Here is a 23,411-nt window from a genome sequence, read left to right as displayed (position 1 = left end):
CACGCGTATTGTATGCTTATATGGTATATACACAATAATTTCAAAATTATAACTACAGTGGGGGTTTAAACCCTGTCATCCCGTCCCAGATGTCTCCCGTAGTCTCTTTTGAGACAGGCTGTGTTTTCTCAACCTTTCCCATGTCGATGCTGATACCCGCCCAAACATTCCCCCTTGACTCATGCCTATCACCCCACGGCCTTGCATCTGTGTATCCAAGCGATTTCATTTTTTTGCAAAAGCCAATGTAACTGAGTGCCTTCACATTGTTGTTCTTAGCCCACGTCATGAATGCATCGTACATAGTCGTTTTCTCTGTGTTTGAATCCGAAGGTATTAAGCACTGCTCTGCAAAAGCCTCAACCGGAGAGCTGTTCTTTTTATATAGCTTTTCAACATCACCGATTGAGCGAGAGTATGAGAACTTCTCATTTACATATACAGCCTCAAATACACCCTCGATTGCGAGATTTAAAAATCCACTGAGTTCATCCTCTGTGGTCAGTTTACGGATTAAGTCTTTATCTTCGTTGCTGCCCTCAAACACGTTCGGAAACTCGACCAGAATCCATCTTCGGTAGTATGCCCTTGTATCATCCTTGGCTGGTGGTATCTTGTTTGCGGAATATACCAGGCGAGCTATATTATAGAATGCGAAGGCGTCTTTGTACTTCTTTTCCGCCCTCATCCTGTCGCCGCCGACCAGTGCTTTAAATGTATCGTTATGACCTAGGGCTTGGTCACTGAGGTCAGGAAAAACATTTAAAAGCTTCCCATATAAGTTTGATACGGCGAATTTGTCAGTTTCCAATCGCTGCAAACTCTCATTACTGGTGTTTGCCTCGCCTACAAAAGCGATTAGAAATCTCAGGAATATGGACTTACCGTTCCCGCCGTTTCCATACAGCATGAGTGCTTTCTGCATCCTAGTGGTTGGAAGTAAAGCGTACCCTGCAAACTCGATTAAGACTTTTACGTTCTCTTCGTGGACAACACTCGATAGGAATTTGGAGATTTGGGGGCATTGTGCTTCAGGGTCATAAATGACCGGAATTTGTCGAATCATATACTTTTCCGGATCGTGCGGCTCAAGTTTGAGTGTCTCGAAATTGAAGATTCCATTCTTCAGATTGATGAGATCCTCCTGCCCTTGGTCTATTTCGACCCTGTTTTTCGCGGTGTATATTTTTATATAATTCATCACTTCATTGACATATACACCGTTTCCCACAGGCAGATGCTCAGGCAAATCAGTTCCTATTTTTTCGTTCCATTCATCTATGTATACCCTGGTATACTCCTCGCGGATTTCTTTGTTTATTTTAGTTTCCGCGCCTTCGGCTTTATAAACGCCGTTCTCATAAAGGAAAATTTCCTTCGTATCGTCCAAGGTCATTATGTGGAATTTCTGCATTATTCTGTTGCCCACGACATCGAATGGAACTTCTATTTTCTGCCTTGCAGATTGGTCTTTTTTCTTTTCGCCTGTATACACGTCCGTAAGGCCAGAGAGAGCTTTTTTAATCGTGGTTTCTACATAGTCTTGCCGACGTCCCCATTTTTCCGGCCGATATAGCCCCGATCCTGAAAATATTCTCTGGATCTGTTCCTTATCCTGCGTATAGAAGGCAATAATAGAGCACAGAGCCAGATCAGCCTCAGATTGCGACGGATATCCTTCGACGTTTCCAGCATACAGTTTTTCAAACTTCTGCGCGTTCTTCGATTTTTTGCAGAAGCTTATAATATCTTCATCGGGGTTGTCGCTCTCAGGGTGCTTTATCCGTGTATTTTCCTTGTTGTCTTCAGTGAACCACTTTTTGTAAAGTGCATTTACAGCTTCCTGATTTTCATTTATGCTGTCTGGAGTATTAGGAATTTTGTCTCCCGTAACTGTGAAGTACCTACCAGAGCTGTACATTTCCCGATTGCCTTTTTTTCTTACGTTGCCTGGGGATTTCGCAAATACATAAACGTGAGCACCTTCGCCACTCGGAGATAATTCGGAGTATGAATTGAGGCTTCGAATCTCGTAGAGAGCCTCAAGGTCCCAAATGGCTCCTTTTTTTACATGGTCGAAATCCAGTCCTACTATCCCGGAGTCCTCAGTAAATACGAATCCGATACCATCAAAGTTATCAGCTACTTTTAATACGTCACCTAATGTCGTCCAAGTTTCTGGCCTTGTGGAAGCGGCTTTTTTCCCATTGGTTTGATATGGGACTTTTGTCATCCTGCCGTCTACCTCTTCATATTTCCAGAGAACCCACTGATTATAAACTACCATTTCCAAAGGAATAATAGAGTCGATATTCGCGGGGAGGGGCATTATGTACCCCTCCTGGTGAAACCGCCGTTCCTAGTGAAACTGCCGTTTTTGAAATTAACTGCAATTAGTGCCCCAAATTCTTGGAAAAGTTCATTTGCGACCTGTTCGTCTGCGTTCCTGTTCAGTGTAACTTCACAATAGAGATCTCGCAGATCCCTCTCATAATTGGAGGAGTGACGTGAAGCTCGAACTTGGCCGGCCGTCAGTGGAACGATTTTGAAACCATTCCCATGAGGGTCCTTAGTTACACGAACATAAGAGATCGTGTCTACGTAGAATGTGGTCATTACTGACCTCCTCCCCCCATGTATTCGCTCGTAGGGCCATTTGTAGCACCTCCTAACGAAGACTTCATCGCCAATTCCCACTGCAATTAATGTTTCAAAGGCTTGGAACATCTCGTTTACGAGTTTTTCATCGGGTTCACTAACCTGAGTAAATCTGTCCAGCAGCTCCATCCTATAGTCGTATGGATAGTCTGCGGTCAGGATTGGATCAGTTTTCATGGGAATATACTTCAAACCATTTTTCGGGGGGCTTCTGCTTTGTGGACCATCTGTAGTTCCCTTGTTACTCATTTCCTGAGCATAGAGAGTTTTCTTTACTGATAGCGTTCTTGAAGTATTCTGAGAAGGAGTCATAGCTGGTCCACTCCTGCGTTTTTCATAATTCTGATCGCGATTGCCCTTTCCAACGGGTCAAAGCTATTTCGCATATACTTTATGATTTCCGGATAACGGGCGCACTTTTCTTTTGCCCATGCGGCAAAGTCTTTATTCTCTAAAGTCATTGTTTTCATACCGATACCTCTTCTTTTAGTTAGCTTGGGGCTTCGGTTCCGGTTCCTTCAGAATCTTGTCGGGTTTGTGGAACCGGTTTAACCCTTAAATTGCAATTGTCTTGCACTTCTATTCTCAAGGAGTTGCCCTTGGAGAACTTCATGCTCTTTGCCCATCGAATTGGGAGCGATATTAGGAATGAATACTTAACTTTCTGGATTTTTCGATTTTCAAAACTGAATTTCGCTTTTAATCACCGATAATTAATCCGTAACTATTTTATAAATAATAAAAAGTGGTATTTGATGAAAATTAGGTCCTATGTCATTTCTCAAAAATTAGGTCCTATGTCATTTCTCAAAAATTAGGTCCTATGTCATTTCTCAAAACTGTACAAAACCTATTAAACCATATAGCATACTTTAGAACGTATGGAGATAACTGCAAGTGATCACCTAAAGCGAAATGAAGTAAAGGCTGGAATAATCGAGTTCATTATAGGTCAGAACGATACTGTTCCAGAGCCATATATAAGAAAACATTTAGAAAAAAAATATGGGATAACCGATATAAGAAACATGAAAAGACATCTAAAAGATTTACAACACGAGCCCTATTTGTGTATTGAGAAAGTTCCACCGAAGAAGTCAGGATTACCAAATAATTGGGACATAGGGAAAATCGAACATGTAAAAAACATCAGACTTCATTTCCCTGAAATACAACTGAAAAAATATGAAAAAACTTTAAAGATCGTTCTCAAACGGTTTTTTCTTCTTCACCCAGATTCCCCTATGGCCAATAAATTTCGCATTCAACTCTTCCTGTCAAGTTCATTTTTTGATACTTGCATAAAATATTACCCTGAAACTGTAGATACCATAGCTTACGAGCTTTACAAGCATGATTTTGATAAATGGGGGAAGGACTATCCTGAATGGGAGCAAAGGATTTTGGAAGACATGTTTCTAGGAGGCGCTGTAGGTCTGTTCACGGAAATGATGAAAAGAATAATGACAAAGCTGAATATTCCAAACCAGGCAGAAATATTAACGACAGTGCTTGAGACCGAGGCAAAGAAAATAAAGGACAAAGAATCAAAAACGCTGATAACCCAGCTTAATATTTCTAAAAGAGTAGAAATATCAATAACAGAAATCATAAAGACAGAGTTTGCAGCAGGGCTAAAGAAAATAAAGGATGAAAACTCAGAACTTATGTCTTACTATTATCAGTTGGACAAGTCAGGTGAGCTGTTCGAAATGAAGCTTCCACTCTACATAGGTCCGGTACTGATTGAAAGAATGTTTGATTTCTGTGTCGAGAAAGACATTTATGAGGGTACTATTTCTCCTGAAGAAATAGAATTTGTGAATAAAACAAAAGAGATGCATGCTTATTATAAAGCGAATCCGGAAATAGACCTATTCTCTAAACTCAAAGCATATGACGATTTTTATATTCAGTATTTCGAAAAATTGAGGGAGAAAACAGAGACTCACTAACCCTCAACTGCCCTGTAAATCTGTTTTAAAGCAGTTATTTCCCGTGTTTTATCGTTTCCTTTAGTTTAGAGATCTCTTCACGCTGTTGTTGTAACTCATTTTTCATTTCCTGTATTTCGTCTAGCTCTGCAACCTGCATGTATTCTGTTTTCGTTGTTTCGACAGTCATTGCCGCCTCCTGTGTGAGTGGTAAACCGCACCTTAGACAAAATACTGCATTTTCAGGGTTGATTTCCCGGCACCTGGGGCATTTACTTACTGTTAGCTTTTTTGGTGCGTCGTCGGTCTCAATACCATGAAGCTTCAGTATTGCATTATCCATGTCACGGCCTGAGAGGTGGACGTATACACTAGCCATTGTAGAGGATTTAGTCCAGCCCAAATACTCTTTTAAAAGTTGTTCTGGCAAGAGTTCTGCGAGATGGGTTGCTCTTGCGTGCCTGAAGGCATGTGGATGCACTCTTTGTTTTTGTATTCCTGCCCTTTTCGCGATTTCATGAAGTTGTTTAGCCAATCCCACATAAGTAATAACATTGTATGGTGACTTGTTAGAGCAAAAGAGGTAAGCATCGGGGTCATTTTTCAAAGGATGGGTTTCTATCCACTGCCTTAAATAAGGAGAAGCCAAAACGAGTCTAATGCGGCGACTGCCTGTTTTCCCTTTTTGAATATTCAGTACAGCACCCTTCTCATCGAATGTTACGTGCTTTAATCGTACCTCCAATAATTCTCCTCTTCGTGCCCCGCTTTCGTAAAAAGTAGCGACAATGGCTCTATCCCTAGTGCTTCTACTAGCCTCGATAAGTTTCTCTATTTCGTCTTGTGTTAGTATGTCCTCTGGGATTTTCCCATCCTTTAATTTTCGCAGTTTAATGACCGCTCCGAGATCAGGATTTACGTAACTTAAAAACTTCTTGAGTACGATCCTGATCCGCTGTTTTGTATTTGGGGAATACTTTATGACTTTACCAGCTTTGGTTGTCCGTTTGTAATTGTCTATAAAGTCCAGGTAGTCGTATATATCATCGGGTGTAAACGCTTGTAGATCCTTGTCATCACACCAATCAATAAATGGTGTAAGGGTAACTTCAGCCGTTTTGATAGTTGCTTCTTTAAGTCCATCGGCTTTGCACTTTCTTAAATAGTCCTTTAGGATCTTCTGGTTACTCATGCTAACATAAATGGGTTCATGCCTGATAAACAATATAGGTCATTATTTTTGTTTTCTTCCCACAAAAAACCACTGATCGTAAGTCCCTTCAGAGTCGGTGTTATCTACGATCTCACCTTTGACTCCCGACCTGAGAAGGGTTCCGGCAAGAATTTCAGCCTCCGGCTTGCTGCTAACTGTAAAAAGCATGAGAGCACCCTCATTTGCGACCGAGGCCATCTCTCTTACAATATTTATCCAGAGCTCTTTATTGAATTCATAGACAAGCCCCAGCATAAATCCCATCACGGCATCAAAACTTCCCGGCTCGAAATATCTGGAAAGAGCCGTTGCATCCATTACAACCGTTCTTCGAGGGTTTAAAACTCCCTGTTCAAGCCCCTGGCAGACTGTACATTTGTTAATTTCTACAGTCAGTGGGTTAAGCCCAAGTCTGTAGAGGGCAAGTGTGGACATCCCATTTCCACAGCAGACTTCAAGAAGCCTGCCTTCAGGGTAAATCCCCTTTTTTTGAAGAACATCGAAGATTTCTGCGACCCTTTGCACACGATTTTCCGAAAAGACACTCCCGTAAGACTCGGATTTAACCGCACAGCCCGGGCAGAGATTCCGGTTTACAAGCATTAGCGAATAGTACTCATTAACGGCGTCTCGCCAGGTTTCCGAAGAAACTTCAATTTCTTTTTCAGGGACATTGAAAGTAAAAAGAGAGTCTGTAATGGCTTCAAAATCCTTTTTAGAGCTAGCTCCTGCAAGAGCTCCCGTAAAAACCGACCAGAAATCTACAGGGACTTCCTCGTCTGCCGAATTAAAAAGAAAAAGCCCAAGTGTGTACTTCCCTTCGTAAACTCTCAGGAGCCGCACCTTCCTTGCCTCTGCAAACCTCCGGACCCCTTTAAGATAATCAAGTGTACGCTCAATAGTCCTCTGGGCGAGATAGCTTTCCTCTACAAAATAGACGTCTTCATTAATGCCAAGGAGTTCCTGTAAAAGCATATCTGTTTAGATTCGGATAATCTCATATCAAGATTTCGAAAAAGAGATCTAAACTGGGTTTACTCCCCACCCAATAACCGTAAATTAAAACAGTTATTCTCCCCCATAATTCACCCCTCTCTTAACCCTCAACCCTTTTCAAAAAAGGCTTGGCCGCAACCCTTTTCAAAAAAGGCTTGACCGCAACCTTTTTCAAAAAAGGCTTGACCGCAACCTTTTTCAAAAAAGGCTTGACCGCAACCCTTTTCAAAAAAGGCTTGACCGCAACCCTTTTCAAAAAAGGCTTGACCGCAACCCTTTTCAAAAAAGGCTTGACCGCAACCCTTTTCAAAAAAGGCTTGACCGCAACCCTTTTCAAAAAAGGCTTGACCGCAACCCTTTTCAAAAAAGGCTTGACCGAAAACCATGAGCCAATATTTGTATTTGACAACTTTGTCCCCTAACCCTATCGGCGTGATCAACCGGCGCAACGGTTGCTATAAAGCCGCAACTCTCTCGCAGGGCATAGTTATTGAAATTACATATCACAACTCTCACAAAATTTTCGATTTTCTGTGCTCCCATCAGTACTTGGGTGGATCAGTCTTTTTGAGCAGGCGAAGCGAGCAAAACGGACAGGAGTCTCCGAAGCGTAATTTATGCTATAAATAAAAAACAAATAGTGAGGCTCTGGAAAGTAAAATAAAGGAGAAAAAGGTATTAAAAGCTGGAAAGGAAGTAAAAACCCCAACATAAGCAAAGTTATTTATAGAATCTGATTACAAAATCAGGAATTATAAGGATATATATTAACAAATAAAGAAGAATGGAGGATAATATGGCAAAAGTAATACCATTTGCACCAATTGAGCGTTTAATAAGAACTGCAGGTGCTCATAGAGTTAGTGAGAGTGCAGGAATGGCCCTTACAGAAATTCTGGAAGAATATGGACTTGAGATTTCAAGAGAAGCAATAAAACTCGCAGAACATGCAGGTAGAAAAACTGTAAAAGCTGAAGACATAAAATTAGCAAAAGAAATGCTGTAAACTAAGACTGACCACCCATTAACGCTATTCACCAGTGGTATCATCTTACTTTACGGGACGAAACAGAAAATAAAATGCTGGTACCCAGCATTTTCCTATTTTTACGTGAGATTCTATTACTTTTTACGTGAAACTCCATTACTTTTTACGTGAAATTCTCTTAATTTTTACGTGAGATTCTATTACTTTTTACGTGAAACTCTATTACTTTTTACGTGCGACTCTATTATACAGCTACGTTTTCCAGATTTGTTGCGGTTAGGGATTCTACAGGGCAGATCTTTGATAAAAAGGGAAATTATGCTCCCATTATCATATCAACGAGACCTATTCCTGTTACAGTAACTGCCGTTACTATAATTCCTGCTATCATCACTCCTGCAGCAATTGCAGGTAAGGCATGCCTGAACTTGACCCCAAATACAAATGCTGCTGCGCAGCCAGACCAGGCCCCGGTAGCCGGCAGGGGGATGGCTACAAAGATGGTTAGGGCAAGGAGTCCGTACTTTTCAAAGCTCTCGGTATGGTTCCGGCGAGTCTTTGAGAAGAGCCAGGTGAAGAAAGTATCAAAGATCGAGTAACGTCTGAGATAGTTTGAGACCGGCTCAAGAAAGAGCAGAAGAGGAATTACAGGAAGGAGGTTTCCAAGCACTGAGAAGAAGAAGGCCTCAAATGGGCTCATTTTATAGATGCCTATTGCAACAGGGATTGCCGCTCTCAGTTCAGAGATAGGTATAGCTCCCATGATCAAAACTGCAAGCCAGTGGGGAACAGACCCCAACATTTCTACTAATGTTATTTCAACAGACATGGTAATCAGAATTTATTAATTCCGTATGTTCATATTTTAAAAATGGCCGAATTCAAGCCATTTTAACAGTTCTAGAGATACCTGGTGGGGAGAAGATTTTTCCGAGTCGTTAAAACCTTTAATCTGAGCTAGAAAGCGCAAAATGTGCGAGTAAAGCTTCAAGCTGGATCTTTTCAGTTGCTCCTTCCGTGAGCCTGAAATCAATCTCACCTATTAAGTCTACGAGTTCAACAATACGCTTCTCAGAAAGCTCAAGGTCCAGAATCATCCGGTTATCCATTTCGGAGATTGCCCTGTAAATCTGTCCAACTATATCTTCTCCAGAGAGCCCTTCTTCGTAGAGCAATCTGTTAAGTTCCTTTCGAGCAGCCCTGAAGTTTCCACGCAGGGCAGTTTCAATCAGGTTTCTGATATCTTCCGGATTTGCGGTTGCGGTAGTTCTATAGATTGTTTCCCTGGATATAGATTTATTCGGCTCAACGAAAGCAGCAGCCTGGAGTGAATTCACGGCTTTTCTCATATCTCCCTGGGCTACGTAAATAAGAGCTTCATATCCGTCTTCAGTAACGGACAGCCCCTGATCTTTAGCTATGTATTCAAGGCGTTTCCTGATAGCCTCCTCGGAAAGTCGCCTGAACCTGAAGACTGCACAGCGGGACTGGATAGGCTCGATAATCCTGGAAGAGTAATTGCAGGATAGGATAAACCGGCAGTTATTGCTGAAACGCTCCATTGTCCGCCTGAGTGCAGATTGGGCATCTGAGGTCAGTGCATCGGCCTCATCCAGGAAGATAATCTTGAATTCGGCTTCTCCCATAGGGGCAGTTTTTGCGAAGTTTTTGATCTTTGTCCGGACAACGTCAATTCCTCTCTCATCCGACGCATTAAGTTCGGTAAAGTTTTCACGCCACATGTCTTCCCCGAAAATCTCTCTTGCAATCGAAACTGCAGAGGCGGTTTTTCCGACTCCCGGTGGCCCGGAAAACAGCAGATGAGGAAGATTTTTCATTGCAACATAGGACTTCAGGCGTTCGATTGTTTCTTCCTGCCCCGCCACCTGGTCCAGCCGCACAGGCCTGTACTTCTCAATCCATATCTCTTCTTTAATCGTAGAGTCCTCCATTCATGCTTGCACCATATTAGAGAAGATGATATTTAAACTTTTGAATGTTCTGAGTTGTTGTGTTTAACTGCATTTTAAATACAGTTTATGCGTTACAGCCAGGATGCAACCAATATATAAATGTATAGAAAGCAAAATAAAAGAATAACAAGAGACGAAAAATGGCAACTCTAAAGTAGAACGGTTAAAGAAAAACGATAACATTTCATTTTCTTGGTCCGCTTTTACTCTCTCAGCCAAACTTATTTAAGTTTCCAGTTTTGCCACCATCAATAATTCTACGATTTATACTATCATTTCCATTATTGATTTTAGTAATATTTACGTCACTCAATTTTTCTATATCTTTTATTATATATTATTTAATTTTTTATTACTTACATAAAATATTATTTGACCATTATATTTATTTGATTTTATTTTATTTTGGACTAATTGATCTTTTCTCACTTTTACAAAATAGTCCTTTTCGTATATATATAATAATAATTTTTCAAATTTAAAAAATCTATACTATATATTATTTTAAAAGTCACTGGACTATACTTGTAGGGAATTGGTATATTCGAATGCCGATCATGAATATATCATTTGTCTGACATAAAATAAATTGAGATCAATTTTATTTAATTTGCCTGAGGAGTCGAGAATGGAAGAACAAACTGATAAATCGAAAGCTGAGAAACTAACCGAAGAGCTCAAAGAAATGGCTCTAACCCTTGGAGCCTTTAGAGTAGGCATCGCAACAACCGAAACCCTTGCAGGTGGCCCTCCTTCTACGGATCTGACATATGTGTTGCCAGAGGCGAAGTCGGCAATTGTTTTTGCCCTTGCTTTTGACCAGAACCTTATAGAACCTTACTTTAGAAAAGAGGACCATACATCCCTTGAAACCAATAAAGTACGAACTACCACCCTCGCCAATGGGATAGCCCTGGAAATGGCAGGATTCTTACAGCAGTATGGGTACAAAGCTGTCCCACAGATTGCAAATTTCGTTTACCGTCAGGATTCGGAAAACTGGCTGCTGGATATGCACCCCCCTATTTCCCATAGATACCTGGCAGTTCGCTCCGGAATAGGACATTTCGGATACTCAGGAAACATAATTACTAAGGAATACGGATCAGCAATTGTCCTGGCATCTGTAGTTACTGATGCAGAGCTTATCCCAACAGAGCCACTGCCGGAAGAAGAAAACTATTGTGACGAATGTAAGATCTGCCTTGCAGTCTGCTCTTCTGGATATGTTGACCCTCTTGAGAAGGTAACGGTAAATCTTGGAGGAAAAGAGTTTAGCTACGGAAAAAGGAGAAGCAACAGCCGATGTTTCCTTGTTTGCGGAGGACTTACAGGTCTTAATGCCTCCGGAAAATGGTCTACCTGGTCTCCGGCTCGTTTTGAGATTCCCAAAAAGGATGAAGATTTTATCGCTGCGATGCCCGGTACAATAGAAGCGTACCTCAAAAGGCCAAGTATCAAAGGCGGATTTTTCATATGCCTGATTCCAGGAAACAGAATGGAATATACCTGTTCAAACTGCCACTTTGTCTGCCATCCTGACAAAGAAGTCCGGAAAGCCAGATACAGGATGCTAACAGAAAGCGGTGTGGTCATACAGGAGCCAGACGGAACACTTAGAGCCGTGTCTCCTGAAGAAGCAAATGAGTATTTCAAAAACATGTCTTCGGAGAGGAAAAAGCTGTACGAATCGGTTCCAGAGGAGTAAACGATCCAGAACAGGGGGAGTTAATTAAGGACCACAATGAGGTTTAAGGACCACAAATATGAGGTGCGCTTACCGCACGAAAGAAAGATCTATAGAGAAGGCAGGAAGGGCAGAAAAGGTAGAGAAGAAAGAAATGTAACACAGGTCAGTCCATGTATACGGTATGCAGAGTTCTATCCATTTTTCATCTGTCCCCTATACGTCGATTAGTCCATGTACACAGTATGCAGAGTTTCATAGATCGGCCCTTTCGGAGTCAGTGTGCTTTTCTTTAAAAGCACTTTATTTACCCACATAGTACCAATTTCGATGTCCATTAATTCCTTTACTATATTTATTAATGTGTTTTTCTGATCTTTCTTGAGGAACTTTATCCTGGCAAGAGTAGCATGGGCAGTAAATTCTCTGTCATCTTTTTCGAATTTAAAAGGTTCCAGTAACTCTTCTACATTGTCGTGTAACTCCCTGAAGTTTCCGGTTGCACCCAGCCAGAGGATTCTGGGATTCGAAGGCTTGGGAAATACTCCAAGTCCCCCTACTTTTGCTTCGAAAGGCTCGCACGTAATAGAGTCGAGAGCTGCAGAAAGTGAGGAAACTCTTGATTCATCCACATTTCCCAGGAACTTCAGAGTTATGTGAACAAGCTCAGGATCAACAAACTTCAAATCAAAACCAGAAAATCTGGCCTGAAGCTCTCGAATCTTCTCCGTAAAACTGGGATCTAATTCCACTGCTATAAATGTCCTGATCAAAGCATTCACCAATCTTAATTGAAAAGCGAACCAGAAAAATCTTCCTGTTAATTTTCGTCTGGAAAAACTGAGTTTAGGTCTATTTTTTGAAGGAATTGTAAACCCTCCACAAAATCTTTTAGAAAAATACGAAAGAGACAATAGTGCAAAAGGACAGGAAAAAAAGGACATATCAATGGATTACAGGGCAATTATAATATACAAGAGATAAGTACAGAGAAGGAAATAAGCTTAAGTATTTATTAAGTTGGTCTCAATGTTAACCTGCAGTATAGAATTTTAGTCAGGAGAAAAACGCTAAGTTAAAAAATAATAACCTTGATTTAAGAAAATAATGTTAGTTCAAAAAAAATAATAACTCTAATAATAAAAAGTGGAGCCTCAAATCGGTTGCTGCAAAAAGAAAAAGCGGTGGATCATATGAATAGAGCACGTATAATTGCAGAGACGGCAGCCCAGATTTCCAGAGAACTTGATGCTGCCGCAATTATGGTTTCCGGAGAGTTGAGTTTTGAAGGGATCGAAACTGGGGGAATTCCGGTCTATTACATCTCCATGCGTCCTAAAAGCATAATAGATCACCTTGTCTCCACTGGAAAGGATGGAAAAAATCCTATAAAGGAACTCGGTGACCAGATAAACCGCGAGGCTGCAGGTAATTCTGATCACCTTCAGCAAGCCGCCGCCATAGAATACGTGCTTGGAAAACTGGAAGACGGGATTATTGTAGGCGTGATCGAAACCCGCAGCTCCAGTTCGATTATTGTACATAACCTCGATGAAAATCCCCTTATAAAAGCTATGAAGGAATGCCAGGAAAGGATAAAGCCTGAAGTGATGAGCGCAATCATGAAAATCTCTTTTGATATTGTCCTTACGGGCAGGGAAGGCAAAAAGATAGGATCTGCCTTCATAATAGGCGATTCCGAAGAGGTTCTGAAACGCTCTCACCAGTTAATACTGAATCCTTACGCAGGCCATGATGAAACTTACCGGAATATCCTTGACAAGAGAAACTGGGAGTCCATAAAGGAATTTTCCCAACTTGACGGGGTTTTTGTTGTAGATGAAAACGGAATAATCCAGGCCGCAGGCCGCTACCTTGACGTTGATGCAAAAAATGTGGATATTGATAAAGGACTGGGAGGTAGACACGTCTCGGCAGCCGCAATCAGCAGAGATACGGTTGCGATTGCAGTTACGGTATCCGAGTCGGGCGGGATTATAAGGGTATATAAAGATGCAAAAGAAATAATTTGCATGGAATGCCTGAAGCCTGCGGTAAGATACATTTAATCCTGAAAATCAGAACTTTTTTATACAGGATTAATAATTTTTAGTTGTATTCCCAGAGTGTTGAGTTGCTAACTTTTCAAGAGAAAAGGCTTTCAGTAGAACGTGTAAGAAGAAGGGCAGAACATAGACTCAAATAAAGAAAGTGTATTTCTAAATATGCCAGGAAATAAAGAAAGTGTATTTCTAAATATTCGGGGAAATAAAGAAATTATATATCTAAATATACGGGAAAATAAAGAGAGTATAAATATACGGGAAAATAAAAGAGTATATGTTTAAATATCGGGGAAATAAAGAAAGTGGAGCATTTTCATGAGAAGACAACTTTTTTACATTCCTTTTAGCCTTACATTCCTTCTTCTTTTGATCTTTATTCTGATTTTCGGGCTTAGTTCTCTTTTTTTTGGAATAATTGTTTCCACCTTTACGAAGATTGGCTTCTCTATAGAGGATGCGCTTCTTATCATGTTACTGTCCCTCTTCGGAAGCGGTATCAATATCCCTCTGGCAACCCTCAGATCCGATGCTCCGGTAGTTAGAGATACATATGTCCGTGTTTTTGGCGTATCTTACAGAGTTCCATTTCGGCGTGTGATAAGAAATGAAACGACAATTGCTGTGAACGTAGGAGGAGCGGTTATTCCGATTCTAATTTCAGCTTACCTTCTTATGAAATTCCCTTCATCTCTCCTTCTTGCAGGAACCGGCATCTTAATAGTTACAATCATAACTCATTCTGTAGCAAAGCCGATCCGCGGCATAGGTATTGCAACCCCGGCGCTGGTCCCACCCCTTGCAGCTGCCCTTGCTGCGATTTTGCTGACCTCGATAATTCATATTCCAGGTTGTCCAATTGACCAGTGCCGCGTTGTCATTGCTTATACAGGAGGAGTACTCGGAACCCTTATTGGAGCCGATCTTCTTAACCTGGGAAAAATTAAGAATCTTGGAGCTCCGGTTGCCAGCATAGGAGGGGCAGGAACCTTTGACGGAATCTTTCTAAGCGGGTTCATCGCTCTTCTCCTGATATAACAAAGAACCAGTCAACAGGTATCAATTAATAGGGAGAAGTTAACAGGAATCAGTTAACAGGAATCAATTGAAAGGAATCAATTGAAAGGAATCAATTGAAAGGAATCAATTGAAAGGAATCAATTAACAGGAATCAGAAGTAGTAAGGCTAAATATGTAAAAGAAAACGAACTGAAAAAAAGGAAGAGAAAAAAAGAGAAAAAGGAAGAGAACTTAAAAAGACTACTCTTTTTTAATCCTCAATTTTTGAGATAAATCTCTTAATCCCTTCTTTTCATGAAGTACTGACAAAGAGTTATTCCGAAAACACCTGCAAGCACCTCAAAACCAGGAGCTTTTGCGGAAGTTTCCATTCCGTATTTTTCCTCAGGACTGCTGCTGTTAACATCTTTTAAATCGTCAGCCTTACTCTCGAGAAGAGAAGCAGAGGATGTAGAGGGTGCAGACTCATTCGAGAGAGATTCACTCGAGGTATTTTCAGAATTATTGACACCTGAAGAAGCGTTATCCTCTACAGTAACATCGGTTGCTGGATAGATAACATACCCTTCCGGAGAAGTGCTTCCCTTTCCTTCATCCGAGGTCTGGAAATACCAGGAATCGGTAAAGTATTTCTTTTTATCTTTATCAAGGGTCAAAGTGATAGAATTTGAATTTGTGAGGACTATTTCATTTTCAGAAGCTTCTTTTACCTCAAAGCCCTGATATTCGTCCCCGTTTTCAATGAGCATAACTTTATCCTTATCGATGAGCCAGGTATACTTAAAGACTGCAAAGGAATCAGTAGCACTCGTGAATATCTTATCTACATAGGTTATAAAGTAGAGCTGGTCTTTCTTATCTCCGAAATCCGCAGTTGCAGTAAAGGTTTTATCAGCAACATTTCCACTTGTGTTTACAATTCCTGACTCAATTTCTTCCCCGTTTTTATCTAGTTCAAACCATACCTTTTCGCCATCGACATCAACCTGGTTAACTACCAGAGAATAATTACTCCCGAGATCCCAGGAATCTCCAGCCTTTAATGTTTTTTTATCGTCAGATTTCTGGTCCATTGCAAGGTTTGCAAGCTGGGTGGAGTCGCCTCCTACGGCAATATACGGTTTTCCAAACCAGGGAAGCTTATAATATGACATCCCACCAAGCTCCTTAGGAGTTGTATTGGCATCAAGATCGAGCTCGGAAACAACTCCGTATTTTGAAGAGAAAGGATGGGTAGTATAAACAAGTTCTCCTTCACCTATTACATGGTTTCCAGGATGATCTTTTCCAAGTTCATCCTGACCGTCTTTTTCTACATACTGAAGGTGTTCTCCCCACCAGTTTTCAGAAGCTACAAAATTCTTATGTTTATTTACAGGATAATTAAAGCCGCTGAAAGTGGCCGCATTCCAGATAAAACCATCAGATGAGGTTTCATTAGTGTCAAAAGGCAAACCTCTCAAGGTATAATTTCCAGAGCTGTTAAGCTCTTTTGCCGGATAGATAACATACCCTTCCGGAGAAGTGCTTCCCTTTCCTTCATCTGAGGTCTGGAAATACCAGGAATCAGTAAAGTAGTTCTTTTTATCTTTATCAAGGTTCAAAGTGATAGAATTTGAATTCGTAAGGACGATTTCGTTTTCAGAAGCTTCTTTTACCTCAAAACCCTGATATTCGTCCCCATTCTCAATGAGCATCACTTTATCTTTATCGATGAGCCAGGTATACTTAAAGACTGCAAAAGAATCAGTAGCACTTGTGAATACGGAATCTACATAGGTTGTAAAGTAGAGCTGGTCTTTCTTATCTCCGAAATCCGCAGTTGCAGTAAAGGTTTTATCAGCAACATTTCCACTTGTGTTTACAATTCCTGACTCAATTTCTTCCCCGTTTTTATCTAGTTCAAACCATACCTTTTCGCCATCAACATCAACCTGGTTAACTACCAGAGAATAGTTACTCCCTAGATCCCAGGAATCTCCAGCCTTTAATGTTTTTTTATCGTCAGATTTCTGGTCCATTACAAGGTTTGTAAGCCGGGTGGAGTCGCCTCCGACGGTAATATACGGTTTTCCAAACCAAGCGAGTTTGTAGTAGAACATCCCACTAAGCTCTTTAGGAGTTGTTTTGGCGTCAAGATCAAGCTCGGAAACAACCTTGTATTTTGAAGAGAAAGGACGGGTAGTATAAACAAGTTCTCCTTCACCTATTACATGGTTTCCAGGATAGCTTTTTCCAAGTTCATCTTTGCCGTCTTTTTCTACATACTGAAGGCGTTCACCAGACCAGTTTTCAGAAGCTACGAAGTTTTTGTGCTGGTTTACAGGATAATTAAAGCCGCCAAAAGTGGTCGCATTCCAGCAGAATCCATCTGATAAGGTTTCGTTTGTGTCGAGGGGAATACCAGAGATAACTGGAGTTTGAGCTGCAAAACCTGCGGGAACGATCAACAAACAAACCATAAGCGAAGCAAGCAGGGAAATCAAAGTCCTCTGAATGTGGGGTCTCATAAGAAATTATCACTCTTCTTTATTTGTTATCATATGTTTTAACATAATATCTACGATAATATCAGTATTGGTAATATTTATTTTTTAAAAAGTAACAACAAATAAATCTAAGTAGTTGATAAATTTTACTAATTAATTCATTTCGAAACTCTAAATTGATTTTTCTTAATCTCAAACGCAGCCCTCGGCAATGAGGCTTGTAAACTATCAATTGAGTTTCTTGTCACAGAAAGTAGTTCTAAAATATTTGAGAAGAAACGCGTTTTTGGGATGAACTCGTAGATTGGTGTTGTAAGAATAACCCTCAAATTTTCCACAAATTTCGTCAGAAGTTAAAAGATGCCACTCTCAAACAAGGATTCGTGTGAAATTTGTTTTGAAAGCTTCTTCTCTGCCGTTTTATAATTCAACTAATTCTCATCTATACCAGGTTTATTTAACATCCTTTAAAGGAATACGGAATCCTATTTCCTAGTAATATTATAAATAGCTTTGTATTAAGATTTGTCAGATCTACAGGGGCTGTAAATTTTATAGGTTCAACAGTAGTTGGAGAAACTCAGGGCTCTTATAAACATGAAAGAAACGATGAGAGCACTGGGTCAAAAGAATGTAATAATTAAAATGAGTCTTGAAAATTTAGTTATTGGCCACATATTAACTCTAAATCGCTATTTATTGAAGAGAGGCTATCAAATACCATGCTCAATAATTAAATTGCCATACTCCTGGATGGCTCGTTTGATTAACTCAACCTGTCACCTTAAAACGAAGCAGAGCTGCAACCCTTTTACACAAAGTCTTGACCGAAACTCAACCTGTCACCTTGAAACGAAGCAGAGTCGCAACCCTTTTACACAAAGTCTTGACCGAAAATCAGCCTGTCACTTTGAAACGAAGCAGAGCTACAACCCTTTTACACAAAGTCTTGACCGAAAATCAGCCTGTCACCTTGAAACGAAGCAGAGCTGCGATTCCTCCCAGTTTATGAAGCTTTTCTCCGGGCTCAAAGTCTGTACTGAAAACAATAACCTTTCCCTGGGACTGTTCAACTTCCATTAGAAGTTTGTCGATATCCTCTCCTTTTTCCCGCCCTTCACGGAGGGTTTCATCGGCAACAAGCAGAGTTTCGACAGCTCCGTAATTAAGGGCGTTCTTAACATCGGCAAGGCCGTAGGCAGCTTTGCCGTCCATTGAGATCTCACGGATAAGGTCTTCCATCAGAGCAGATTCACGAGCTATACGGGATTCCTGCATAATACGGTCAACTGCACCTCTGCGCAGAACTTCCTGAAAGCCGGACATTCCTATCATGGAAGTATCTTCAATCAGGGCTTTTGAGGCCATAGCAGGTTCGGTTTCCTGAAAATATTTTATGAAATCCTCTTTAGTAAACCCGGGTCCGGCAATAACTATTGATGCTTCCTCTGGAACAGCATGCCTTAGCTGTTCTACAACTTCTCTGAAAAACTCGTTCCTCAAGCCAGTTTCTCGTTTACCAGAGGACTGCCGGATATGAGAATAGATCTCTATTCCGTAGTGATGCACAAAGCCAATATCGGCATCACCTTCTTCTATTGCGACTATAACGACTTTAGGGCGCTTCGAAGCTTCTTCAGCATCCTGGATACGCTGGAGCTGGTCATTCTTCCAGTGTTCCTTGATGATAGAAAGATTGGTTCCGATCTCGACATTGAGAGTATGATAAGAACCCACATCCATTCCACGCTCTATCATCCCATGAACCCTGAGACGGTTCGCAAACTTGTGAAACTCGATATCGTCAATCCTGATCCCAAGCCTGACCTTTACCTTCTCAACCTTTTCAGGGCGGATTTTGTCACTTGCCGAATCGGCTTTCCGTTTGGTAACCGCAAAGACCAGGTCCCCCTTTTCGATTATATATTTTAGGTGCCAGAGGTCATCGAGGGTTTCGGCTGTTACTGCAATCTCCCCTTCCCTTCCCTTAAGGGAACGGTTTGTAACTCTCATGCCTTTTTCACTCCATGCATTTCAATTTCCTCTTCCATTCCTTCCCCGGTTTTCGTTTCTGTGTCTTCGTTGGCGAGTTGTTCCCTGGATTCGTCTTCAGTTCCCTTTCCAAAGTTTTTTCCGAATTCCTTTTCAAGTTCTTCTTCGTTATCTTCGGGTCCGTCCTCAACTTCCGAATCCTCATGTTCCTCGCCTTCCCCCTCGATCCTTTCTCCCTTCCTTTTCGGCTTCTGGCTCTTTAAGTCCGATTCTCCGGGCGGGACCATCATAGCGATCTGGTCAGGAGAGGCAATCTGCTTCACAAAACGGGGATCATTGAGTTCATCGGCATAAATCCTGTAGATCTTTTTAGAGATATCATTCTGGTTAAAAGCCCCAGGGACAATTTCGAGGATATAATCCCCATGTTTTCTGACAGCAGAAACAGGTCCACCTATAACCCTCGTCTCGCCTTTGAGTTCAAGCCCGACTGCAACGCCGAGAGGAATGTCCTTAAAGTAATTGCGCTCCCCACGGATGATAAAAGCTCCTTTTTTCACATATTCTCCTGATTCTGGAGTTTTACTGACCTGTTCGGCTTTAACCCAGTAGCAATCTCCACTGAAATGCCCTGCTTTCCAGAGGCTGGAATAAGATACAGCAAACTGTGCCGCTTCCTGTAAGGTAGATTCAGGAACCTCTTCCCCGCCGGTCTTGATAACTGTGAGAGGAGCACCCGGAGTCTGGGTATGGAAGACAAGGTCTCTCTTTTCCAGGTATTTCTTAAAAATATCTTCGTTGGTATCTGCATCCCTGCCTCCCACAACAAAGAAGCCGTCCGAGGACACAAACCACCTGAACCTGTCATACCAGTGCTTTTTCCTGGACGCCTGGAGCTTCCGTCCTGCCTTTGCAGCCTTTGCCACAGCCTTTTTCTCGATAGCCATCCTGGTATCTTCGATAGCTTTGAGAGCTCCATCTCTTTTCTTACTAAATTTCTTGACCTTTTCATAATACTCCTGAGCATTCTGCGGCACTGTCTTGCGGATGTCAACACTAATACTCTTCCCGTCAAGGTTCACAGCTATAGTCCCGGTTCTTGGGTCAATATTTGTGATTTTCTGCGCAGAAGGCACGGTCTTTTTAGCATGCTTCAGAATGGAGCGGATCTCGTCCCAGGAGTACCCCTTTGACCTTGCGCTGTTGAGCACGGAAAGAAGCTCTTCAATAACCTGGTAGTTTGCGTAGACAGTCTCGGCAAGAGTATTATTTTTCTCGATTTCTTTTTCGAACTTTGTAAGGCTCCCTTCCTGCTGAAGAAGCCGCCGTTCATAAACGCCAAGGGTTTTTTCCTTTTTCTGAGCTGCCTTTACTTCTTCGACCTGCTCAAGCGCCTTTTTTCCAAAAAATTCATCAAGTGCCGTGTTAAAAGAATCAAAATACTCTTTTTCAAATCCTGAATAGCGAATAAGGTCAAAAGGAAGCACATCGAAAGTTTCCAGCTTTCCATTGATTTCCTTTTTCACATGCTGAGGCCTGAGCTTGGGAGCCTCACTTTCAACTCCGGCTTCAGGTTTAAGTTCGGTTTCTGGTTTGAACTCGATCTCTGATTTAAGTTCGGTTTCTGGTTTAGACTCGATTTCTGATTTAAGTTCAGTTTCTGGCTTAGGCTCTATCTCTGATTTAAGTTCAGTCTCGGCTTCAGCTTCTTCGAGTTCTTTATCTCCGGTTCCTACCCTCAAAAGCGGAGAAAAGAGATCGTGCATTGCATTGCAGAGCCTGGATGCATCTTCTTCAGTTGCTTCCTTTGAAGGCTTCGCTTTGTCAATTCCTGCCCTGGCACAGACTTCTTCTGCCAGAACTCCTCCCAGATTGAACCTTGTGGCAACCGTCCTGACGATATCAGCCGAAGACGTGGAAAACTCCTTCATAAGGTCAGAAACCTTAACCTTGAGAGGACTTATCTGTGCCTCAGGCAGTTCGTAAATTTCTCCACTCCTCAGACGCCTATCCTTCATGGTTACAGGATTCATAGGCAGAATAATCCTGTTTTCCGAATCGACAATAAGTATGTTCCCCGGGGCGAAAAGTTCCACAATAAGAGTATTATGGACTCCAGCTCTTTCAATTCCGATTTTCACTATCCTGTCAAACTCATGCTGCTCAACAGATGTAATCCTGCCTCCCATCAGGTATTTTCTAAGCAGCATCGGAAAAGCCTGGGGAAGCGTTGGGCTTGCCCTGAGGTATTTGCTTAGATGAATGCGCTTCCCAGCCTCAATAACCAGGTTGTCCCTGCCCTGGTGAAAAACGTAAAGGTTGATGCGAATTTCCTCATTCGTGGGCTGATAGATCTTCCCGATTTTCGCATCAATAATGGATTTGGGACCTCCTGACAGCTCGGCAACAACTGCAGCAACGTCGGCGCTTGACATATCCTGTTTCATGAAGTGGATATAATAGAGGCTTTTGGTATAAGCATTACTGAAGAATTTAGTGAAATTAGATGTAAAGTGAAGCGGCTCAGCACTCAGGCTCGGCGGCTTCGCACGCTTCGAGCTCGAACTTAGCTTTATAAATAAAATTTGGATCGTCAGGGCGTTAGTTGTAAAGGGATAATGGAGAAGGTGGTTACAGTTTCTTCAAGAGACGAAAGCCTATGTCGCTCTTACAGCTCTCAGGTAAGTTCCTGCGGCGATCTGCCGAACGGCAGCGTCTGGCAGGGTAGCTCCAACTGCCACCCCGGACTACATGTGAGGAGCTATAGTCATCTTCCCATGCACTACCATCAGAAGGAGTAACGAGGTAGTTGTGATGCCATTTATCTTGAACCCATTCCCAAACATTCCCAACAATATCATAAAGACCCCACTTATTAGATTTTTTCTGACCAACTGGATGAGTCTCAGAACCTGAGTTATCATCATACCACGCATATTCATCAAGCTTTGACTCATTGTCACCAAAAAAATACCTTGTTTGTGTACTGGCTCTGCAGCAATACTCCCATTCAGCTTCCGATGGTAAACGATATTTACTAGCACCTTCATTTTTATTCAATTTTTTAATAAATTCTTGAACATCTTCCCAAAAGATGCTTTCCACAGGCCGACTTTCACCTTTAAAGGTTGAAGGATTATCACCCATAACTTTTTTCCACTGTTTTTGAGTAACTGGATATTTACCCATATAAAAGGAATATCCAATTGTTACTTTGTGAGCTGGATCTTCATCATCAAACCTACCCTTTTCGAGAGAATGCGACCCCATCATGAACTCACCTGCTGGGATCAGTACGAATTCCATACCTGTAGAAGGGCTGGTGAAGGTTTTGGGAATATTAGGTTCTTCAGAGTTCACAGGAGGCTCTTTATTTTCACTTATTGAAACGGCAGTATTCGATTTACCAACGTTGTTCATATTTTGAGAGCTATCAGAACCTGTACTTATTCCCTTAAGATGCTGTACTGCATCGCTATAATTATCAGGTTGAAGCTCACTTTTCAATAGTGAATTAAGCAGATCGTACATAGTTTCTTCAACCGACTCAAGAGAAGGAGGCACATCATAGGCTTTTCTCAAGACTGTAAGAGATTCATTTAGTATGAGGGGGTGAAGTGTTCTAATATATTCACTTAGAAGTTTACTTTTCTTTAAATTGTATTCATTTTCCCTTATCTTTTGAGGATTCCTGCCGATAAATATCGACCCTTCTATGTTCCCTTCCTTCTTTGGAGATTGGTACCCCTCAGATTTTGTCTTTTCAAAAGCGTAGTCGTACAACTCCTCAATGGATATGTAACCATTGCCTTTATCAGCGTAACCTTTCTCCAGTCCTTCTATCAAATAATTAGTAAAAACTCCGTGCCCGAACTTTTTTTCTTCTCTTGCAGCAGGAGAACCTGTCAACCCGGTTGAAGTAAGAATAATTGTTCCTGAACCGGAATGTTTTTTCAAGGCTTCAATCACATCAGAAGTATCCCTTGTTCCGGCAGCACCGCTGTAACAGCAGTCAAGGATTATGATTACAGATTTTCGAGAAGGATAGCGCCTGCATTTGTTAATAAAATCAAAAGTTAATGAGGTTGCCATTAAGGTGTCCTCTTCTGTATCATTGAATAGAAGACATAAATCATTTTCAAAGTCTTTTTTCCCATGACCAGAAAAATAGATAAAAACAAGATTGCTATCTACCCTTTTAAGAATCTTTTCGACTTCAACAAGAGCTTCCTTACTTGTTCGATCGACCAGATCAATAACTTCGTCAAACCCACAAATATCTTTATTCAGCAGAACCTCCTTCATTGCGAGAGCATCAGCTACTGCAAACCTCAATTTTTTATCGGAATCTGGATAATTATTTCCAATAACAAGCCCGACTCTTTTTCCAGTCATGAC

18 protein-coding genes are annotated in these 23,411 nt (G+C 41.4%); 5 read left to right on the top strand and 13 right to left on the bottom strand.

The window, feature by feature from the left end; genetic code table 11:
- Window positions 1–52: 52 nt before the first annotated feature.
- From MSVAZ_RS14605 to MSVAZ_RS20550, 3 genes are read right to left on the bottom strand one after another with little or no spacing between them, the layout of a single operon-like run.
- Complete coding sequence (locus MSVAZ_RS14605; RefSeq protein WP_048122126.1) at window positions 53–2,329, bottom strand: phage/plasmid primase, P4 family; 2,277 nt, start codon at window positions 2,327–2,329, stop codon at window positions 53–55.
- Window positions 2,329–2,970: a hypothetical protein gene (locus tag MSVAZ_RS14600; protein ID WP_048122124.1), complete on the bottom strand. Its 642-nt coding sequence runs from the start codon at window positions 2,968–2,970 to the stop codon at window positions 2,329–2,331. Before MSVAZ_RS14600 ends, MSVAZ_RS14605 begins: the two co-directional genes overlap by 1 nt.
- Window positions 2,967–3,128 (bottom strand): hypothetical protein, encoded by a 162-nt coding sequence (locus MSVAZ_RS20550; protein WP_157206103.1) that lies wholly within the window; start codon window positions 3,126–3,128, stop codon window positions 2,967–2,969. Before MSVAZ_RS20550 ends, MSVAZ_RS14600 begins: the two co-directional genes overlap by 4 nt.
- 411 nt (window positions 3,129–3,539) lie before the next feature.
- Between MSVAZ_RS20550 and MSVAZ_RS14595 the strand changes: the two genes are divergently transcribed.
- Window positions 3,540–4,613 (top strand): hypothetical protein, encoded by a 1,074-nt coding sequence (locus MSVAZ_RS14595; protein ID WP_048122122.1) that lies wholly within the window; start codon window positions 3,540–3,542, stop codon window positions 4,611–4,613.
- Window positions 4,614–4,647: 34 nt separating this feature from the next.
- Here the strand turns inward: MSVAZ_RS14595 and MSVAZ_RS14590 are convergent, their stop codons facing one another.
- The 3 genes from MSVAZ_RS14590 to MSVAZ_RS14580 form a co-directional block, all read right to left on the bottom strand.
- Window positions 4,648–5,784, bottom strand: coding sequence for a tyrosine-type recombinase/integrase (locus MSVAZ_RS14590; RefSeq protein ID WP_048122120.1), 1,137 nt, complete (start codon window positions 5,782–5,784; stop codon window positions 4,648–4,650).
- A 42-nt stretch (window positions 5,785–5,826) separates the two neighbouring features.
- Window positions 5,827–6,780 carry a class I SAM-dependent methyltransferase gene (locus MSVAZ_RS14585; RefSeq protein WP_048122118.1) on the bottom strand — a complete coding sequence of 318 codons (954 nt, stop codon included), beginning with the start codon at window positions 6,778–6,780 and terminating at the stop codon, window positions 5,827–5,829.
- A 128-nt stretch (window positions 6,781–6,908) separates the two neighbouring features.
- A complete protein-coding gene (locus tag MSVAZ_RS14580; RefSeq protein WP_157206102.1) occupies window positions 6,909–7,241 on the bottom strand; it encodes a hypothetical protein in 333 nt (110 codons plus the stop codon).
- A 344-nt stretch (window positions 7,242–7,585) separates the two neighbouring features.
- Between MSVAZ_RS14580 and MSVAZ_RS14575 the strand changes: the two genes are divergently transcribed.
- Entirely contained in the window at window positions 7,586–7,807 is a 222-nt protein-coding gene (locus tag MSVAZ_RS14575) for a histone family protein (RefSeq protein WP_255420828.1), read from the top strand.
- Between the two features lie 298 nt (window positions 7,808–8,105).
- Here MSVAZ_RS14575 and MSVAZ_RS14570 read toward each other — a convergent pair whose 3' ends face one another.
- Together MSVAZ_RS14570 and MSVAZ_RS14565 are read right to left on the bottom strand one after the other, a co-directional pair.
- The gene (locus MSVAZ_RS14570) at window positions 8,106–8,618 is read right to left on the bottom strand and encodes a COG2426 family protein (RefSeq protein WP_048122113.1); all 513 of its coding nucleotides are present in this window, start codon (window positions 8,616–8,618) and stop codon (window positions 8,106–8,108) included.
- A 118-nt stretch (window positions 8,619–8,736) separates the two neighbouring features.
- Window positions 8,737–9,741: a replication factor C small subunit gene (locus tag MSVAZ_RS14565; RefSeq protein ID WP_048122111.1), complete on the bottom strand. Its 1,005-nt coding sequence runs from the start codon at window positions 9,739–9,741 to the stop codon at window positions 8,737–8,739.
- Window positions 9,742–10,390: 649 nt separating this feature from the next.
- On the opposite strand from MSVAZ_RS14565, the gene MSVAZ_RS14560 reads away from it, so the two are divergent.
- The gene (locus MSVAZ_RS14560) at window positions 10,391–11,470 is read left to right on the top strand and encodes an epoxyqueuosine reductase (RefSeq protein WP_048122109.1); all 1,080 of its coding nucleotides are present in this window, start codon (window positions 10,391–10,393) and stop codon (window positions 11,468–11,470) included.
- 206 nt (window positions 11,471–11,676) lie between these two features.
- Here the strand turns inward: MSVAZ_RS14560 and thpR are convergent, their stop codons facing one another.
- Window positions 11,677–12,222: an RNA 2',3'-cyclic phosphodiesterase gene (gene thpR / locus MSVAZ_RS14555; protein ID WP_048124138.1), complete on the bottom strand. Its 546-nt coding sequence runs from the start codon at window positions 12,220–12,222 to the stop codon at window positions 11,677–11,679.
- A gap of 420 nt (window positions 12,223–12,642) precedes the next feature.
- Between thpR and MSVAZ_RS14550 the strand changes: the two genes are divergently transcribed.
- Together MSVAZ_RS14550 and MSVAZ_RS14545 are read left to right on the top strand one after the other, a co-directional pair.
- Window positions 12,643–13,518 (top strand): DNA integrity scanning protein DisA nucleotide-binding domain protein, encoded by an 876-nt coding sequence (locus tag MSVAZ_RS14550; RefSeq protein ID WP_048124136.1) that lies wholly within the window; start codon window positions 12,643–12,645, stop codon window positions 13,516–13,518.
- A gap of 312 nt (window positions 13,519–13,830) precedes the next feature.
- On the top strand, window positions 13,831–14,550 hold the full coding sequence (locus MSVAZ_RS14545) for a DUF1614 domain-containing protein (RefSeq protein ID WP_048122107.1): 720 nt from the start codon (window positions 13,831–13,833) through the stop codon (window positions 14,548–14,550).
- Window positions 14,551–14,810: 260 nt separating this feature from the next.
- On the opposite strand, the gene MSVAZ_RS14540 is transcribed toward MSVAZ_RS14545, so the two are convergent.
- From MSVAZ_RS14540 to MSVAZ_RS19715, 4 genes are all read right to left on the bottom strand, one after another.
- Complete coding sequence (locus MSVAZ_RS14540; RefSeq protein ID WP_048122105.1) at window positions 14,811–17,042, bottom strand: S-layer protein domain-containing protein; 2,232 nt, start codon at window positions 17,040–17,042, stop codon at window positions 14,811–14,813.
- 939 nt (window positions 17,043–17,981) lie between these two features.
- Window positions 17,982–19,034, bottom strand: coding sequence for an mRNA surveillance protein pelota (locus MSVAZ_RS14535; protein ID WP_048122103.1), 1,053 nt, complete (start codon window positions 19,032–19,034; stop codon window positions 17,982–17,984).
- Window positions 19,031–21,448: a ribosome rescue protein RqcH gene (gene rqcH, locus MSVAZ_RS14530; protein ID WP_232316117.1), complete on the bottom strand. Its 2,418-nt coding sequence runs from the start codon at window positions 21,446–21,448 to the stop codon at window positions 19,031–19,033. Before rqcH ends, MSVAZ_RS14535 begins: the two co-directional genes overlap by 4 nt.
- Window positions 21,449–21,644: 196 nt before the next feature.
- Window positions 21,645–23,408, bottom strand: coding sequence for an SUMF1/EgtB/PvdO family nonheme iron enzyme (locus MSVAZ_RS19715; protein ID WP_082091152.1), 1,764 nt, complete (start codon window positions 23,406–23,408; stop codon window positions 21,645–21,647).
- Between the last annotated feature and the right edge of the window lie 3 nt (window positions 23,409–23,411).

This window comes from Methanosarcina vacuolata Z-761 (assembly GCF_000969905.1).
Lineage (GTDB): Archaea > Halobacteriota > Methanosarcinia > Methanosarcinales > Methanosarcinaceae > Methanosarcina > Methanosarcina vacuolata.
The sequence above is the reverse complement of the archived record's forward strand: the minus strand, read 5'-3'. Positions and strand labels throughout refer to the sequence as shown.